This is a genomic window from Pseudomonas sp. GW822-FHT04H02 (assembly GCF_058800645.1).
Window position 1 is genome coordinate 1,478,523 of sequence record NZ_JBXAMM010000001.1, and the last position, 16,515, is coordinate 1,495,037.

Sequence of the window (16,515 nt, forward strand, 5' to 3'; positions counted from 1 at the left end):
AGCGTTTAAAGGGCCCGTCTGCGGCTGTACAAGCCGCCCAACAGGCCGGTGAGGCATCCGATAAGCAACCCGCCAACGTGGGCGGCGTTGGCGATTTCACCGAAACCGATCATCGAGACCAGCCCGGACAGGCACAGCAGCAGCCACACCAGCATCATCACCAGCACGCCCCGGGGCAGGCGGTAGATGGGGTTGGGGGCCAGCAATTGGTAGATCCAGCAATGCCCCAGCAGGCCGTAGAGCACCCCGGACAGGCCGCCGAACAGGGTCGGCCCGCTGAAGTAGTACTGCGCGTAATTCGACACCAGGCTGAACAGCAGGGTCAGGCCCAGCAGGTTGATGCCGCCCTGGCGCATTTCGATGCGCCGCCCCAGCTCCCAGTACCACATGCCGTTCATGGCGATATGCAGGAAGCCGAAGTGGATCAGCATCGGCGTCACCAGGCGCCACCACTGCCCCGCTGCCAGGCTGTCGGCCAGGGAGCTGAACTGGATGTAGTCGCCAACCACGCGGAACTCGAGGAAGGTGAACCAGCTCAGGGTCTGCAGGTTGTCGCCGAGCAAGGTGATACCGCATACCGCCAGGCTCAAGAGCAGGATCAGCGCGGTGACCGGGCTGCTGCGCAGTTGCTGGACGAAGCCGGGGCGCGCCGGGGCACTGGCCTGGGGAATGTCCAGTTGCTGATCGGGGTCGCCCTGGGGAAAGCGCTGGTAAAGGCCACGCACGTCCTCGCTGATGGATTCCGGCACCCAGAGCACCTGCTCCCCCGCCTCCTCGCTGACCCGGTGAGGCACCTGCATGCGTTGCAGCAGCTTGACGAAGCCGCTCAGGTCCGTCGCCAGGGGCAGGCGCAATACCGCTACCGCACTCATCGCACTACCTCGGGCCGTTCAACGTCGACCCAGACAAATTTATTCGGATCCAGGCGGGTTTCCTGGTCCAGCCGATACGCGGCGAGCTTGCCGTAGAGCACCGCGCTGTAGTCCAGGCACGCCAGGTTGGGACGGATCGGCGCCGGCTTGCCGCTGCGCCAGTAGTGCCCGACGAACAGCATCGGCTCCTCGGCGCCATAACGCAGCAGGCTGTTCTTCTCGGCCGGGGACAACGGCGTGCGGGCCACAGGCTCGGGCAAGGCGTCGGGCTGGAACACGATGTCGCCGTAGGTCTGCGGGTCGTCTTCCCAGAACTTGGTACGGAAGAAAGCGCGGGTCAGGCCGTCGCCGCTGGTCATGGTCAGGCCATGGGGCAGGCGCATGTCGGTGCCCCGCAGCAAACGGTCGAAGGCGGTACAGGCAAAGCTGTCGGGAACGGCCGCGGACTGCAGGAACTCGCGGTCGATGCAGCCGTTGGGGTACTGCTGGCGCAGCGGAGCGATCAGGCCGGCATCCCAGCAGGCGTGCACCACGCGAAAGCGCCCGGCGTCGACGAACAGCGGCAACTCATAGAACCACTGCAGGAAATCGTGCCAGTCACCCGGGTGCTGTTCGAACTGGGTCAGGGTCTCGTGGATCAGCCGGGCATGGCGTGGGGTGTGCTCGCGCACGAACTGCTTGCCGCTGCCTTCGGCCGCCGGAGTGCTCCAGCCCAGCGCATTGAACTCGTGGTTGCCCATGATGCACAGGGCCTGACCGGCCTCGACCATGTCGTGGACAATGTGCAGGGACTCACGGATACGCGGGCCGCGGTCGATGATATCGCCGAGGAACACCGCCATGCGCGACGGGTGCCGCCAGACGCCGGCCTGCTTGTGATAACCGAGCCGATCCAGCAAGTGCTCCAGGGTCAGGGCGCAACCGTGCACGTCACCGATCAGGTCGTAGCTACGCGCGGGATCGAGCATCAGTCGCCTCCACCGCCCAGCCGGCTGCCCCAGCCGAGTTTGGTCCGGCAGACCTCGTAGTAGTTGTGGTCCAGCGGGTGGATCAGGCGCAGCTTCTGCGCCTTCTTGCTGACCGTGATGGTGTCGCCCGGGGCACAGGTGAAATGGTTCTGCCCGTCACAGGAAACTTGCGGATAGATCTGCATATCTTTGGACACGACGATTTTCAGCTCGCTGTTGCCATCGACCACGATCGGTCTTCCCGACAAGGTATGGGGGTACATCGGCACAATCACAATGGCATCCAGCTTGGGATGCATGATCGGCCCGCCGGCGGACAGGGCGTAGGCCGTGGAACCGGTGGGTGTGGCGACGATCAGGCCGTCGGCCTTCTGGCTGCAGACGAACTGGCCGTCGATGTAGATCTCGAACTCGATCATCCGCGTCGACTTGCCCGGGTGCAGCACCACATCGTTCAGCGCATCGCCCTGGCCGATGGCCTCGGCATGGCGGCGCACCTCGGCCTGCAGCAGGAAGCGGTTCTCTACCAGGTAGTGGCCGTCCAGCACCTCGGCGACCTTGACCTCCAGCTCGTCGGGGCGGATGTCGGTGAGAAAGCCCAGGCTGCCGCGGTTGATCCCCAGCACCGGGATGTTGTGCCGCGCCAGGGCCCGGGCGGCGCCCAGCAGGCTACCGTCGCCACCCACGACGATCACCATGTCGCAGACCTCGCCCAGCAACTTGCGCGAGGAAGTCTGCAGGCCGTGGCCGGGCAGCACTTCGGCGATGGTGTCCTCAAGGATCACGTGCAGGTGCCGCGCCAGCAGAAACTTTTTCAGTCGGCGAACTGTGTCCAGCACCTGGGAACTGCCCAGGCGACCGATAATGCCGATATTGCGAAATTGCTCCATGGGGCTCCTGCGGGGTTCGGGTACGGGCGAAACGGAGGATTATGGGCGAAACCCGGCGTTAGACAAAATCCTTTCAGCCACACGGGCTTAGCCAGCCCTGCCGCAACTGCGAGTGGCACGCATTTATCGCGATCGGCCCGGGTTTGCGTCTATGCTCGCAAGATGCTCCTGTTCCCTGATCTGCTCGGCCTTCCCCGCCAGTTGCGTCAACCTGAAGTCCGCGACCTCGCCTGGGTCATCCTCGCGCCGCCGATGCTCAGCCACACGCCCTGGCCACAGCGCCACCCGCTCGCCGGCAGCGACTGGGTCCAGGCGCCGCAACTGCTGGCCCACTGGCTGCGCTGCCAGGACCTGGACAGCCGCGCCCTGCGCCAGTGGCTGGCCGAGGGCCCGACCCGGCGCCTGGGCCTGTATTACGAACGCCTCTGGCAATTTGCCGTCCGCCACGCCCCCGGGGTCGAGCTGCTGGCGGCCAACCTGCCAATCCGCCGCGGCGGCCACACCCTGGGCGAACTGGACATGCTGCTGCGCGACCGTGACGGCGTGCACCACCTGGAACTGGCGATCAAGCTGTACCTGGGCCCCCAGGCCGGCAATGGCCAGGACAGCGCCCAATGGCTGGGCCCCGGCTGCCATGACCGCCTGGACCGCAAGCTGGCGCACCTGGATGGGCACCAACTGCCGATTTCCGCCCGGGACGAAAGCCGCGAAGCCCTGGCGGCACTGGATATCCACCAGTTCAGCGCGCACCTGTGGCTGGGGGGCTACCTGCTGTACCCCTGGCCGGGTCGCGCCGAACCGCCCCAGGGCGCCCACCCGCAACACCTGTGCGGGCGCTGGCTGCATCAGCGCGACTGGCCGGCATTTTTCGCCCAGAGCGCCCCGGGGCGCTGGCAGCCCCTGCCCCGCCACGCCTGGCTGGCGCCGGCCCACTACCCGGCCGAGCAGGCCTGGACCGCCACGCAACTGCAGCAATGGCTGGCGGAACTTGCCCCCCAGGCCCCGGCGCAGTTGCTGGTACGCCTGGAGCAAACCCCTGAAGGCGGCTGGGAAGAAGCCGAACGCCTGTTCCTGGTGGCCGATCTCTGGCCCCACATCCCCCCGCAGCCCTCCTGACAATCTGCCGCAGGAGCGGACTTGCCGGCGAAGACGCCCCTATGCGGCAAGCCGGCGCCTACATCAGAGACAGGCGCAGCGCCAGGGCCGCCAGGGTCGCCAGCAACACCGGCAGCGTCAGCACGATGCCGACCCGGAAGTAGTACCCCCAGCCAATGTGAATACCCTTGCGCTCCAGTACATGCAGCCAGAGCAGGGTCGCCAGGCTGCCGATGGGGGTGATCTTCGGCCCCAGGTCGCTGCCGATGACGTTGGCGTAGATCATCGCGTCCTTGACCACCCCGGTGGCCTGGCTGGCATCGATGGACAAGGCGCCGATCAGCACTGTCGGCAGATTGTTCATCAGCGATGACAAGCCCGCCGTGAGCAACCCGGTGCCCAGGGCCGCGCCCCAGATCCCGCCGCCGGCAAAGGCATCCAGCCAGCCGGCCAGGTACGCCGTGAGCCCGGCATTGCGCAGGCCGTACACCACCAGGTACATGCCCAGGGAAAAAATCACGATCTGCCAGGGCGCTTCCCTGAGCACCTTGCGCGTGGAGATCCGGTGCCCGCGGGCGGCAATCGCCAGCAGCAGCGCCGCGCACACCGCGGAAATAGCGCTGATGGGAATGCCCAGCGGCTCCAGGGCAAAACAGCCCAGCAGCAGGATCAGCAACACCCACCAGCCAGCCATGAAGGTCGCCCGGTCATGGATGGCGCTGGCGGGCTCGGCCAGTTGTCGGGGGTCGTAATCCAGCGGGATATCGCGGCGGAAGAACCACAGCAGCACCACCAGGGTGGCGGCCACGCTCACCAGGTTGACCGGCAGCATCACCAGCGCATGACGGTTGAAGCCAATCTTGAAGAAGTCCGCGGAGACGATGTTCACCAGGTTCGAAACCACCAGCGGCAGGCTCGCGGTGTCGGCAATGAACCCCGCGCCCATGACAAAGGCCAGGGTCGTGGCCGGTGAAAAGCGCAAGGCCAGGAGCATGGAAATGACGATGGGGGTCAGGATCAGCGCGGCGCCGTCATTGGCGAACAGCGCCGAGACCAGCGCCCCCAGCAATACCATGAAGGCAAACAGCCGCCTGCCCCGCCCTCGCCCCCAGCGCGCCACATGCAGCGCGGCCCAGGCAAAGAACCCGGCCTCGTCCAGCAGCAGGCTGATGATGATCAGCGCGACAAAGGTACCGGTGGCATTCCAGATGATCTGCCAGACCACCGGGATATCCGCCCATTGCACCACCCCGAACAACAGCGCCAGGGCCGCCCCGAACACGGCGCTCCAGCCAACGCCCAGGCCCTTGGGCTGCCAGATCACCAAGGTAATGGTCAGCAGGAAAATCGATACGGCAATCAACATGAGAGTGGGTCTTGAGTATGCAGGGAATGATGGTGGGGAATCAGGCCTTGCGTTGCTGCTCGACCCACTGCCCGTAGGCGTTGATGAAGCCCTGCAGGAACGGCCGGGTTGCTTCGGACAGTTTGCCGGCCTCGTCGAATGCCGAGCCAGCGCCACCCAGGTACGCCTCGGGCTGCTGCATGCAGGGCACATTGAGGAACACCAGGGACTGGCGCAGGTGGTGGTTGGCGCCAAAACCGCCAATGGCCCCCGGAGAAACGCTGATCACCGCCCCCGGCTTGCCGCTCCAGGCACTTTTACCGTAGGGCCGCGAGCCGACGTCGATGGCATTTTTCAGCGCCGCCGGTACCGAGCGGTTGTATTCCGGGGTAACGAACAGCACCGCGTCGGCGCCGCGGATCTGTTCGCGAAAACGGGTGTAGGCCGCTGGTGGCGTGGCATCGATGTCTTCGTTGTAGAGCGGCAGGTCACCGATCTCGACGATGTTCAGCTGGAGGCTGGCAGGCGCCAGCTCGGCCAGGGCCAGGGCGACCTTGCGGTTCAGGGACTGCTTTCTCAGGCTGCCGACCAGTACTGCGACCTTGTAGACATTGCTCATGGGAGTTTCCAACCGTTGGCGTAAAGAAGGTGTTAGTTATAGATGACCCGAGGTGATATCTGCTACCCCACCCCGATAATTCCCAAGCCATGGCCTGTTGCCAGCGAGCCCGCGATAACGAGGCTGGCACCGGTAGCGGATTATTTTTTTCCCGGGGTAAAACTTCCCCTGGGGACACCGGGTCTACACCACCGAATTTGCGTGTTTTATCTCCAGAGGCTCTAAAGAATGGCAGCAGTACTTGTCGGACAATTCCATGCAAGAGATGCCGAGGGACGGGTGTACTCAGTGCACGAATTCCAGGAATCCATGCCCCCGGAGGACGGCGCGGCCGGATCGGAGCCCGTGACCACCTACCGCCTGGCCATCGGCGACCGGGTCAAGAAACTCGATGACAACCAGTTCCTGCTGGTGCAGTCGGATGTAACCATCGTGCGCGAGCCCGAGACCTATGTAGCTCAGTGATTCTTCGCGAGCATCATCGCCAGCTGTTGTGTCGCCACACTTGGGTTAGGATTCGTTGCTTGACCCCTCGACGGCTGGAGATGGACTTCAAGCATGCGTTTACGTCATATCGAAGTGATTCAGGCGCTCCTGCAAACCGCTCACCTGGGCACTGCCGCCGAACTGCTGCAACTTTCGGTGGCCGAGGTCGAGGCCCTGCTGCGCGACGCCGAGAGCCAATTGGGCTTCATGCTGTTCGCCAGTGTTCGCGGCCGTTTGCAGGCCACCCGTGAAGCCCGGGAGCTGCAGGGAGCCATCACCCGGGTGTATGACGCTTTCGAGCCGGTGCAGCGCCTGGCCGACAGCCTGAGGTTCCACCAGGCGCCACCGCTGCGCCTCGTCGGCACCCCGCCGCTGGTTCAGCAACTGCTACCCCAGTGCATCGCCGCCCTGCGCCGGCGCTTCGCCGACACCCCTTGCAGCCTGCTCGGCCAGAGCACCCGGGACATGGTCCACAGCCTGCTGCTGCGTGACTGCGATCTGGGCCTGAGCCTGCACGACCCGCAGCACCCGGACATCCACAGCCAGGCCCTGGCCCAGGGCAAGCTGTTTCTCCTGGCGCCCCACGGCTGGCTGCAACCCAAGCAGAAATACGTCGCCCTGCAGGATCTGGCCGGCCAGGCCATGGTCGGCCTGGAGGGCCAGGACCCGCTAAGCGTGATGCTTGCCAGCAAATTGCAGAACCTGCGCCCCAGCCCGGTGATCCAGACCCGGGTGCAGACCTATCAGATGATGCGCAGCCTGGTGGAAGCTGGCGAAGGTCTGGCCATCGTCGACCCCTTCACCGCCGTCGGCGCCCGCAGCGCCGGGCTCGATGTGTGCCCGCTGTCGCCCCCCATCAGCGTCACGCTGTACGCCTTGCGGCGCCACGGCAGCGACAGCTCGCCGCTGACCACTGCCCTGCTGGAGCTGCTCACGGAACAGGCCGAGGCCCTGCTGGCAGGTTAAAGCGCCGGCTCCTCCAGCTCATTGGCGAACAGCCGGTACCAAAAGATCGCCACCTCGGCGGTCTGCGGGTCGATACCGCGGTAACGCAGGTGGTCCACGCCCCCTACCACATAGCCGCATTGCTCGTAGAGGCGGCAGGCCCCCAGGTTGTTGTTCTGGGTTTCCAGCATCATCCCCGGCAGTTTTTTCCTGCGACTCCAGAACTGCGCCACATCCAGCAGCGCCCTGGCTACCCCGTGGCGCCGGGCCGGCGCATGCACCGCCAGCTCATCGATATGGGCGTAACCGTTCCAGTTGGTGCTGACCACCACATGGCCCACCGGCTGGTCGTCCAGATAGGCCATGAAGATCTCGCTGTCCGCGGCATTGCGGTAGCTGCTGAACTCCTCCGGGTCGATGCCATAGCATTTGCGATAGGGCACGATCCGTCGCAGGGCCCAGTCCGCCACCGGCACTTCGCGTTCGGCCACGGCATAGGCGCTGACCTCGAAGCTGAAGTCGCTGCCCCAGATATAAGCGGCAAAGCCCTCATCGGCGACTCGCACCGCCAGGCCCGGATAACGGGGATTCACAACAGGTTGCATGGCCGGGAAACTCCTCATGCCTTGATGCAATCGACGGTGTACTGGCGCCCGTCGCCCAGATCGTCATGCTGCAGCCCGTGCACATCGGCGACAAACCCCGGGAAGCTGCTGTCAAAGGCCCGGGCGAAGGCCAGGTAATCGATGATCGAACGGGTTGAATCGGTGAAACGCTCGCCCGGCATGATCAGCGGAATGCCCGGCGGATAGGGCACCAGCATCACCGCAGCGATACGCCCCTGCAACTGATCGATGGAAACCGCCTCGACCTCGCCCCGCACCAGATGGTCATAGGCATCGGCAGGCTTCATGGCCACCTCCGGCAGCACCGTGTACATGCGCTTGAGGTGCTTGGCCGTGGCGTTGCTGCGGTAGCAGGCATGCAACTGGTCGCACAGGTCCTGCAGGCCCATGCCCTGGTAGCGCTGCGGGTCCTGCCCGGCCACGCTGGGCAGGCAGCTGGCCAGGCTGACATTGGCGTCGTAGTTGCGCTTGAACTCCAGCAGTTCGGTGAGCAGCGTGCTCCACTTGCCCTTGGTGATGCCCATGGAGAACAGCACCAGGAACGAATAGAGCCCGGTCTTTTCCACCACCAGCCCGCGCTCCCAGAGAAACTTGCTGACCACCGCCGCCGGGATCCCGTGCTCGCTCAGGGCGCCGCCCGCGGTCAGGCCGGGCATGACCAGGGTCACCTTGATCGGGTCCAGCAGCACATAGTCATCGGTGACCCCGGCAAAACCGTGCCACTCGCCCTCAGGTTCCAGCAGCCAGTCCTCGGTGCGCACCTGGTCGATGCCCTCGACCCGCTCCGGTTGCCACACCGAGAACCACCAGTCATCGGCGGCGATGTTCTGCCGCAGGTTGGCCAGGGCCCGGCGAAAGCTCAGGGCCTCGTCGAACATTTCCTGCAGCAGCGAGCGCCCTGCCGGCCCTTCCATCATCGCCGAAGCCACGTCCAGCGAGGCGATGATGCTGTACTGCGGCGAGGTGGAGATATGCATCATGAAGGCTTCGTTGAAGCGGTCGCGGTCCAGTTGCCGGGCGCCGCCATCCTGCACGTGAATCATCGAGGCCTGGCTGAAGGCCGCCAGCAGCTTGTGGGTGGAATGGGTGGTGAACACCAGCGGGCTGTCGGCGCTGCGGGACGTGCCCATGCCGTAGCGCCCGGCGAAGAACTCATGAAAGGCCGCATAGGCGTACCAGGCTTCGTCGAAGTGCAGCACCTCGACACTGTTGCCCAGGCTCTGCTTGATCAGCTCGGCGTTGTAGCACAGGCCGTCATAAGTGGAGTTGGTGACCACCGCCAGCTTGACCCTGGGCGGCCGGCCGCGGGTCAGCGGGCTGGCATCGATCTTGGCCTGGATCGACTCGGCGCTGAACTCGCTCAGGGGAATCGGCCCGATGATCCCCAGTTCGTTGCGCTCCGGGCACAGGTACAGGGGAATGGCCCCGGTCATGATGATCGAGTGCAGCACCGACTTGTGGCAGTTGCGGTCCACCAGCACCAGGTCATCGCGACCGACCATGGAATGCCAGACGATCTTGTTGGCGGTGGAGGTGCCATTGATCACGAAAAAGGTGTGATCGGCGCCAAAGTTGCGCGCGGCACGGGCCTCGGCTTCCGCCAGCGGGCCGGTGTGATCCAGCAGCGACCCCAGCTCCGGGACCGACACCGACAGGTCCGAACGCAAGGTGTTCTCGCCAAAGAACTGGTGAAACGCCTGCCCCACCGGGCTCTTGCGATAGGCTACGCCACCGCCGTGCCCCGGGGTGTGCCAGGAATAGTTGGAGTCGGCGGTGTGCTGTACCAGGGCCTTGAAGAACGGTGGCAGCAAGCCATCCAGGTAGCCCCGCGCGGCCCGGGCCACTTGCCGGGCCAGGAACGGCACCGTGTCCTCGAACAGGTAGAGAATGCCCCGCAGCTGGTTGAGTTCGCTCATGGCGTCGGCGGGGGCGTTTTCCAGGGTCACCTGCTCGCCCAGGGCAAAGATCGGCAGCAGCGGCGCACGTACCCGCGCCAGGCGGATCAGTTCCACCATGTTCTGCAACAGGTGCTTGTTTTCCCCGGCCCCTTCGGCGGCGATCAACATGCAGGCCAGGCCGTGATGGGTCGAAGCCACCAGCCGCCCTTCGGCATAGTCCACCGCGGAAAAGATGCTGAACCCGTCCTTTTCCAGTTCCCGGGCGATCCCCCTGACCCGGTCCCCCGCGACCGTATCGGCCTTGATGTCGCGATGCACGATCAGGATCGGAAACTGCAGGTCTTTATACATGGGGCTCAGTGTCCTGAAACGGCGGGCAGGCCCCGCCAATCAACTCAGGGTAGAAGCTGCGCACGCTTCGTGTCACCCCAGGCATGGGCTGGGTGTAACAAAACGTCGCTCTGGAACAATTGCCGGTCCATTCCCAGCCACGCCTGTAGCCGCTGCTGGGCCCGCGAAGCTGCGAAAAGGAACGAAGGGCCTTGCCTGGCGATCTCCCGCCAGGCCCCTGCGGCCCTCAATATCGCGGCGCCTCCTACGGCGCCGTTCGCCGCCTGCGGCAGCGGCAGCGGCAGCGGCAGCGGCAGCGGCCACAGCAAAGGCTTACTGCTGGGTTTCGAGCAACTGGGTCCAGAGCGCCGGGGCACCGGCGGACTTGGCGATGATTTCCAGGCGCACCTGGTGCTCGGCCAGTTCGGCCTCGCTGGCCTGGATGATCCGCCCGCGCGGGCGATCGGCCGGCAAGCGGCGGATTTCCGAAGCCTGGCCGGCCCCCTCGCCAGAGCCGTTGCCGTCCGAGGCATTGCCGGCCAGCGACAGGCTGGTCTGGCCACCGGTCATGGTCAGGTAGACGTCGGCCAGGATCTCCGAGTCGAGCAAGGCGCCGTGCAGTTCACGGCCGGAGTTGTCGACGCCGTAGCGTTTGCACAGGGCGTCGAGGCTGTTGCGCTGCCCCGGGTGCCGCTCGCGGGCCATCATCAGGGTGTCGAGGATGGTGCAGTGCTGGGTGATGTCGGCCCGTTCGTGCTGGCCCATCAAGGCGAATTCGTTGTTGATGAAGCCAACGTCGAACGCCGCGTTGTGGATGATCAGCTGCGCGCCCTGGATGAAGTCGAAGAACTCGTCGGCGACTTCGGCGAAACGCGGCTTGCCCACCAGGAATTCGTTGGTGATGCCGTGGACGCCGATGGCGCCCTCATCGCTCTCGCGATCCGGTTGCAGGTAAACGTGGAAGTGCCGGCCGGTCAGGCGCCGACCGATCAACTCGACGCAACCGATTTCAATGATCCGGTGGCCGTCGGTCACCGGCATGCCGGTGGTTTCGGTATCGAGTACAACAGATCTGTTGGCCATCAGGGGTCAGTTCTCAACGGTGGAAGTGTTTCAAAGCGCGGGATTTTAGCACGCTCTGGCGGCAGGACACCCATGGCGGATTCATCAGCCCCCAGCCTGTGCAGTTTTTAACAATCCTTAGCAAAGCTGCTGCAGTTCGCTGCAACGCAAAGCGCTAGGGTGCCCGACGATATTTTCCGCCGGACCCAGCCCTGCCATGACCCCCAGCAAAACCCGACTGGCCTGCGCGCTCTGCGCCTGCCTGTGCGCCGACCTCGTCCAGGCCAGCGCCCTGGTGATCAGCACCGACATCAGCATGAGCCTGACCCTGAGCTCAACCGAGGGCAGCTCCAAAGCCAGCAGCTCATTCAAGGACGACAAACTTGTGCTCGCCGCCCAGAGCGATGCCGCGGCCTTCGTGGCCAGCGCCGGCGAGATCCGTGGCGCCCGGTTGGAAGCCGCCCTGATGCACATTCGCCAGGAGCTCGGCGTCCCGCCCTGTAGCGACCTGCAACTGGCCAGCGCCATGCTTGCGCTCTGAGCCCCCAGGCGCATCCGCAGCTAATTCATCGCGCGCCCCAGCCGTTCCTTTATGCGAACAAGGCTATTGCGTTACCGTGCGGCCCCACCCAGGCGCGCGGGTGCTGATACCCGGCGTTGCACTCACCCCACAGGAACCGCCCTCCCATGCTCAAGACTCGACAGATGCTCCCACTGCTGCTGGCCTTGGCCTGCATCAGTGGCTGCTCTTCCCTTGCGCACACCGACAGCGACAGCCGACAACGGCCGCTGATCGTTGCCCATCGCGGCGGCGCCGCGGACTTTCCCGAGAACACCCTGCTGGCCATCGACAACGCCCTGCGCAATAACGTCGACATGCTCTGGCTGACAGTGCAACTCAGCCGCGATGGCGTACCGGTGCTGTACCGACCGGCCGACCTGAGCACCAATACCCAGGCCACAGGCGCAGTCAACCAGCACACCCTGGCGCAGTTGCAGGCACTCAATGCCGGGTGGAATTTCAAGCAGACAGCAGCCGATGGCCAGGTGAGCTTTCCCTATCGCGCCCAGCCGGTGAGCCTGCCGTCGTTGCGTCAGGCGCTGATGGCGATCCCCGAGTCGGTGCCGGTGATTCTCGACATGAAGGCCCTGCCGGCTGCCCCCCAGGCCCAGGCCGTCGCCCGCTTGCTGGAACAGCTGCACGCCTGGAACCGGGTGCTGATCTACTCCACCGATGCCGGCTACCAGCAGGCTTTCGCGCCCTATCCCCAGGCCCGGCTGTTCGAATCCAGGGACAGTACCCGGGACCGGCTGGCCAGCGTCGCCCTCGCCCACCACTGCAACGCACCACCTGCACCCGGCAGTTGGGTGGCTTTCGAGTACCGGCGCCCGGTGCAACTGGTCGAGACCTTTACCCTGGGCGAGGCGCGCTCCCAGGTCGATGCCCGGCTGTGGACGCCCGCTGCGGTGGATTGCTTTCAGTCACGGGGCAAGGTGCGGATGCTGGCGATCGGCATCAATACGGCCGAGGACTACCAGGCGGCCACTTGCCTGAGGATGGATGCGGTGCTGGTGGATTCGCCCCGTGCGATGGGGGAAATGAAGCAGCGGCTCGAACGGCCGCTGCCTTGTCGCTGATTGGCCGCTCAGGGCATCAGGACTGCTTGTAGCCGCGGACCTCGTCGACACCGCGGTTGGCCAACTGGTCGGCCCGCTCGTTGCCGTGATGGCCGGTGTGGCCACGCACCCATTTCCAGGTGACGTTGTGGCGGTTGACCTGTTCGTCGAGCTGCTGCCACAGGTCGGCATTCTTCACCGGCTCCTTGGCGGCGGTCTTCCAGCCGCGCTTCTTCCAGTTGGCCATCCACTCGTTGATGCCCTTCATCACATACTGCGAGTCGGTGACCAGTTGCACATCGCACTGGCGCTTGAGCTCTTCCAGGCCGCGGATCGCCGCCATCAGCTCCATGCGGTTATTGGTGGTGTTGGCTTCGCCGCCCCAGAGCTCCTTTTCGACGCCCTTGCACACCAGCAGCGCGCCCCAGCCACCGGGGCCGGGATTGCCCTTGCAGGCACCGTCGGTAAAGATTTCTACGCTATCGCTCATCCACGCCTTCCATCAGAAAATTGCCATTGGCCCGCCGACCGCGATCGACCGGGCCCAGGGCCGGGCTACGCCGGCCGGGAGTGTATAAAAAGAGGGTTTCAACAGTTCATCAAGGCTCGGCGTTGCGGCGGTTGACCTTGGCCATGGGCAGCGGTACCAGCTTGCCCATCGGCTCGCGCCGCACCTGGCGCACCGGGCGCAGGCCCACGGCGATCTTGCGTGCCACCAACAGGTAGAAGCCGCCGCCGGACAGTTGCCAGTGCCCGGCCCTGCGCTCCCAGCCGGCCAGCCGCGCCTGCCATGCCGTTGAAGCAAGCGGCGGACGATAGCACCCGAAGCGGCGTTTCTCCAGCGCGAAGCCCAGCAGGTTGAGCCAGTCGCCGACACGCGACGGGGAGATGCAGCGGGCCAGGCGCAACGCATCATGGGCGAACACATGGCGCAGGCCCCAGGTGCTCCAGGGGTTGATGCCGACAATCAGCAGATGCCCCCCAGGGCGCACGCTGCTGGCCGCCTCGCGCAGCAGGCCATGGGGCGACAGGCAGAAATCCAGGCCGTGCTGCAGCACCACCACATCGGCGGCGTGCTCGCTCAGGGGCCAGGCCTGCTCCTCGCAGACGATCTCCACCCCGGGCAAGGGCGCGCCGAGACGCACGTTGCGTTGCACCTGGGGCGCCGCCGGCGGGGTTTGCGCCGAGGGCCCGTAGTGCACCAGGTAGCCACCGAAGAAACGCCCCAGTTCCTCTTCGAGCATGCGCCGCTCTTCATCCAGCAGAAATTGCCCCAGGGGGCCGGACAGCCACTCCCGGGCCGCACTGATCAGGGCCAGCCAGTCGGGATCTGCCTGAGCGAAGGCTTTATCGGTCATTGCATTCTCCAACACGCCAAGAAGCTCTAAGATGCGCCATTGTTTTCCGCTTGGCGAATCCGAAGATGATACAGATCAGTGCCCTGCCCGCCTTCACCGATAACTACATCTGGTTGTTACAAGATCATCGCAGCCAGCGCTGCGCAGTCGTCGATCCGGGGGATGCGGCGCCGGTACTGGCCTGGCTGGAACAGCACCCGGGGTGGGTGCTCAGCGACATCCTGATCACCCACCATCACCACGATCACGTCGGCGGCGTCGAACGCCTCAAGCAGCACAGCGCGGCCACGGTCTATGGCCCGGCCCGGGAAAAGATCCCGGCCCGCGACATCGGCCTCGAAGACAACCAGCGGGTCAGCATCCTCGGCTGGGAGTTCGAGGTGTTCGCCGTGCCCGGCCACACCCTGGGGCATATCGCCTACTACCACCATGGCCTGCTGTTCTGTGGCGATACCCTGTTCGCGGCCGGTTGTGGCCGGCTGTTCGAGGGCACCCCGGAGCAGATGCACCACTCCCTCGGCCGCCTCGCCGCGCTGCCGGACGACACCCTGATCTACTGCACCCACGAATACACCCTGAGCAACCTGCGCTTCGCCCAGGCGGTGGAACCGGCCAACCCGGACATCGCCGAACGCCTGGCGAAGGTTACGCAGATGCGTGAGCAAGGGCGCATGACCCTGCCCTCGACCCTGGCCCTGGAGAAATTGACCAACCCGTTCCTGCGTACCGGTGAAACATCCGTTAAACAAAAAGCGGACGAACGGAATGGCCAGGATAACCAGTCGCAGAGTGCGGTCTTTGCGGCTCTGAGGGCTTGGAAAGATAAGTTCTAAGCAGGCTATCGATTGGTACAAAAATTCTGAATGGTTGACCGCACCCCGGGTGCTTTCTAGAATCGCCCGACATTTTTGCCCGGAACTTACTTCCAGCCAATGTCGTCATCTATTCGTTATTCCATCAGTTCAGACGCATTGACGCGCTTGGCCCAGGCCATCGCGGTAGCTGTGTCAGCGACTCTTGCGGGCTGCCAAAGCACCGGCCATGCCCCGCAGAGCGACGCGACACACACACAGAATTTCAACGCCCGCATCAAGCAGAAACCCATCTGGCTGAGCAACCAGCCCACCCCGCAAGTACCCCAGGACGTCTGGGAACGCATGCGCCAGGGGTTCCAATTGCAAGAAGGCCTGGGCGTCAACCCGCGTATTGAACAGCAGCGCCTGTGGTTCGCCAGCAACCCTTCCTTCCTGGAAAATGCCGGCGAGCGCGGCAGCCTTTATATCCACTACATCGTCGAGCGTCTCGAAGAGCGCAACATGCCGCTGGAACTGGCCCTGCTGCCGGTCATCGAAAGCGCCTACAACCCCCTGGCCTATTCCCGGGCCGATGCGGTGGGGCTGTGGCAGTTCGTCCCGGCCACCGGGCGCTACTTCAACCTGCGCCAGACCCGCTTCTACGATGGCCGCCGCGACATCACCGCGTCCACCACCGCGGCCATGGACTACCTGAGCCGCCTGCACGACATGTTCAACGGCGACTGGCTGCTGGCACTGGCCGCCTACAACGCCGGTGAAGGCACGGTGAGCCGGGCCATCGAGCGCAATGAAAAGCTCGGCCTGCCCACCGACTACTGGAACCTGCCGCTGCCGGCCGAGACCCAGGCCTATGTGCCCAAGCTGCTGGCCCTGTCCCAGGTGGTGCTGGCCCCGCAGGCCTACGGCGTGAACCTCAACCCGATCGCCAACGAACCCTACTTCCAGGTGGTGGAGATCAACCAGCGCATGGACCTGTCCAAGGTCGCGGCGGTGGCCAACATCGACGAGGACGAGCTGTTCCAGCTCAACCCGGCGTTCAAGCAGCGCACCACCATCGACGGCCCCCAGCACCTGCTGGTGCCGACTTCCAAGGCACAGTTGCTGACCACCAGCCTGTCCACCATGAAACCCGAAGAACTGATCAGCAAGCGCTCCCTCAAACCGGTCTTCGACCGCGACGAAGGGCGTGATTCGCTGCGGGCCAAGCGCATCTACCGGGTCAAGAATGGCGACAACCTGACCCTCATTGCCAAGGCCAACAAGGTCGACGTCCAGGACCTGCAGCGCTGGAACAAGCTCAGCGGCAAGAACCTCAAGGTCGGCCAGACGCTGGTGATGCAGGACACCCGCAAGGTGGCCAGCAAGAAAACCAGCCTGGCCAGCAACAAGAAGAAGTCGACTCAGTACAAGGTCAAGCAGGGCGACTCGCTGTACATGGTAGCCAAGCGCTTCAATGTCGAGATGCAGCACCTCAAGCGCTGGAACCCCCGCGCGGCCCAGGCCCTCAAGCCCGGCCAGATGCTGACGGTGTACCTGCCGCACTGAAACCTCCCCTGTAGGAGCCGGCTTGCCGGCGAACAGCCTTCGCC

17 protein-coding genes are annotated in these 16,515 nt (G+C 64.9%); 7 read left to right on the forward strand and 10 right to left on the reverse strand.

What is annotated here, in order from left to right:
• Positions 1-5: 5 nt before the first annotated feature.
• The 3 genes from AC1RMG_RS06615 to AC1RMG_RS06625 are packed head-to-tail and all read right to left on the reverse strand — an operon-like array spanning position 6 to position 2,730.
• The gene (locus AC1RMG_RS06615) at positions 6-872 is read right to left on the reverse strand and encodes a rhomboid family intramembrane serine protease (RefSeq protein ID WP_041118467.1); all 867 of its coding nucleotides are present in this window, start codon (positions 870-872) and stop codon (positions 6-8) included.
• Entirely contained in the window at positions 869-1,843 is a 975-nt protein-coding gene (locus AC1RMG_RS06620) for a metallophosphoesterase (RefSeq protein WP_169891843.1), read from the reverse strand. The genes AC1RMG_RS06615 and AC1RMG_RS06620 overlap by 4 nt, the downstream gene beginning before the upstream one ends.
• Positions 1,840-2,730, reverse strand: coding sequence for an NAD(+) kinase (locus AC1RMG_RS06625; RefSeq protein WP_007920913.1), 891 nt, complete (start codon positions 2,728-2,730; stop codon positions 1,840-1,842). Before AC1RMG_RS06625 ends, AC1RMG_RS06620 begins: the two co-directional genes overlap by 4 nt.
• A 162-nt stretch (positions 2,731-2,892) precedes the next feature.
• On the opposite strand from AC1RMG_RS06625, the gene AC1RMG_RS06630 reads away from it, so the two are divergent.
• Positions 2,893-3,846 carry a DUF1853 family protein gene (locus tag AC1RMG_RS06630; RefSeq protein ID WP_026019952.1) on the forward strand — a complete coding sequence of 318 codons (954 nt, stop codon included), beginning with the start codon at positions 2,893-2,895 and terminating at the stop codon, positions 3,844-3,846.
• Between the two features lie 58 nt (positions 3,847-3,904).
• Here AC1RMG_RS06630 and AC1RMG_RS06635 read toward each other — a convergent pair whose 3' ends face one another.
• Positions 3,905-5,191 (reverse strand): arsenic transporter, encoded by a 1,287-nt coding sequence (locus tag AC1RMG_RS06635; RefSeq protein WP_493168740.1) that lies wholly within the window; start codon positions 5,189-5,191, stop codon positions 3,905-3,907.
• A 40-nt stretch (positions 5,192-5,231) separates the two neighbouring features.
• Entirely contained in the window at positions 5,232-5,789 is a 558-nt protein-coding gene (locus AC1RMG_RS06640; protein WP_401154234.1) for an NADPH-dependent FMN reductase, read from the reverse strand.
• A gap of 228 nt (positions 5,790-6,017) precedes the next feature.
• On the opposite strand from AC1RMG_RS06640, the gene AC1RMG_RS06645 reads away from it, so the two are divergent.
• Together AC1RMG_RS06645 and AC1RMG_RS06650 are read left to right on the forward strand one after the other, a co-directional pair.
• The gene (locus AC1RMG_RS06645) at positions 6,018-6,254 is read left to right on the forward strand and encodes a hypothetical protein (RefSeq protein ID WP_011061572.1); all 237 of its coding nucleotides are present in this window, start codon (positions 6,018-6,020) and stop codon (positions 6,252-6,254) included.
• A 93-nt stretch (positions 6,255-6,347) separates the two neighbouring features.
• Entirely contained in the window at positions 6,348-7,241 is an 894-nt protein-coding gene (locus tag AC1RMG_RS06650) for a LysR family transcriptional regulator (RefSeq protein ID WP_011061573.1), read from the forward strand.
• On the opposite strand, the gene AC1RMG_RS06655 is transcribed toward AC1RMG_RS06650, so the two are convergent.
• The 3 genes from AC1RMG_RS06655 to dnaQ all read right to left on the reverse strand — a co-directional run bounded on the left by AC1RMG_RS06655 (position 7,238) and on the right by dnaQ (position 11,157).
• Positions 7,238-7,825, reverse strand: a complete 588-nt coding sequence (locus tag AC1RMG_RS06655; RefSeq protein ID WP_404672610.1) for a GNAT family N-acetyltransferase — start codon at positions 7,823-7,825, stop codon at positions 7,238-7,240. The genes AC1RMG_RS06650 and AC1RMG_RS06655 overlap by 4 nt on opposite strands.
• Before the next feature lie 14 nt (positions 7,826-7,839).
• Positions 7,840-10,095 carry an Orn/Lys/Arg family decarboxylase gene (locus tag AC1RMG_RS06660; RefSeq protein WP_015635813.1) on the reverse strand — a complete coding sequence of 752 codons (2,256 nt, stop codon included), beginning with the start codon at positions 10,093-10,095 and terminating at the stop codon, positions 7,840-7,842.
• Between the two features lie 312 nt (positions 10,096-10,407).
• Entirely contained in the window at positions 10,408-11,157 is a 750-nt protein-coding gene (gene dnaQ / locus AC1RMG_RS06665; RefSeq protein WP_015635815.1) for a DNA polymerase III subunit epsilon, read from the reverse strand.
• Between the two features lie 196 nt (positions 11,158-11,353).
• On the opposite strand from dnaQ, the gene AC1RMG_RS06670 reads away from it, so the two are divergent.
• Together AC1RMG_RS06670 and AC1RMG_RS06675 are read left to right on the forward strand one after the other, a co-directional pair.
• Positions 11,354-11,677 (forward strand): DUF2388 domain-containing protein, encoded by a 324-nt coding sequence (locus tag AC1RMG_RS06670; protein WP_493168743.1) that lies wholly within the window; start codon positions 11,354-11,356, stop codon positions 11,675-11,677.
• A gap of 146 nt (positions 11,678-11,823) precedes the next feature.
• On the forward strand, positions 11,824-12,774 hold the full coding sequence (locus AC1RMG_RS06675) for a glycerophosphodiester phosphodiesterase family protein (RefSeq protein ID WP_493168744.1): 951 nt from the start codon (positions 11,824-11,826) through the stop codon (positions 12,772-12,774).
• A gap of 16 nt (positions 12,775-12,790) precedes the next feature.
• On the opposite strand, the gene rnhA is transcribed toward AC1RMG_RS06675, so the two are convergent.
• Positions 12,791-13,243, reverse strand: coding sequence for a ribonuclease HI (gene rnhA, locus AC1RMG_RS06680; protein WP_019092917.1), 453 nt, complete (start codon positions 13,241-13,243; stop codon positions 12,791-12,793).
• 109 nt (positions 13,244-13,352) lie between these two features.
• Positions 13,353-14,111 (reverse strand): methyltransferase domain-containing protein, encoded by a 759-nt coding sequence (locus tag AC1RMG_RS06685; protein WP_011061580.1) that lies wholly within the window; start codon positions 14,109-14,111, stop codon positions 13,353-13,355.
• 65 nt (positions 14,112-14,176) lie between these two features.
• On the opposite strand from AC1RMG_RS06685, the gene gloB reads away from it, so the two are divergent.
• Both gloB and AC1RMG_RS06695 read left to right on the forward strand, forming a co-directional pair.
• Positions 14,177-14,944: a hydroxyacylglutathione hydrolase gene (gloB, locus tag AC1RMG_RS06690; RefSeq protein ID WP_053151892.1), complete on the forward strand. Its 768-nt coding sequence runs from the start codon at positions 14,177-14,179 to the stop codon at positions 14,942-14,944.
• Positions 14,945-15,043: 99 nt separating this feature from the next.
• Positions 15,044-16,471, forward strand: coding sequence for a transglycosylase SLT domain-containing protein (locus AC1RMG_RS06695; RefSeq protein ID WP_493168746.1), 1,428 nt, complete (start codon positions 15,044-15,046; stop codon positions 16,469-16,471).
• Positions 16,472-16,515 lie beyond the last annotated feature (44 nt).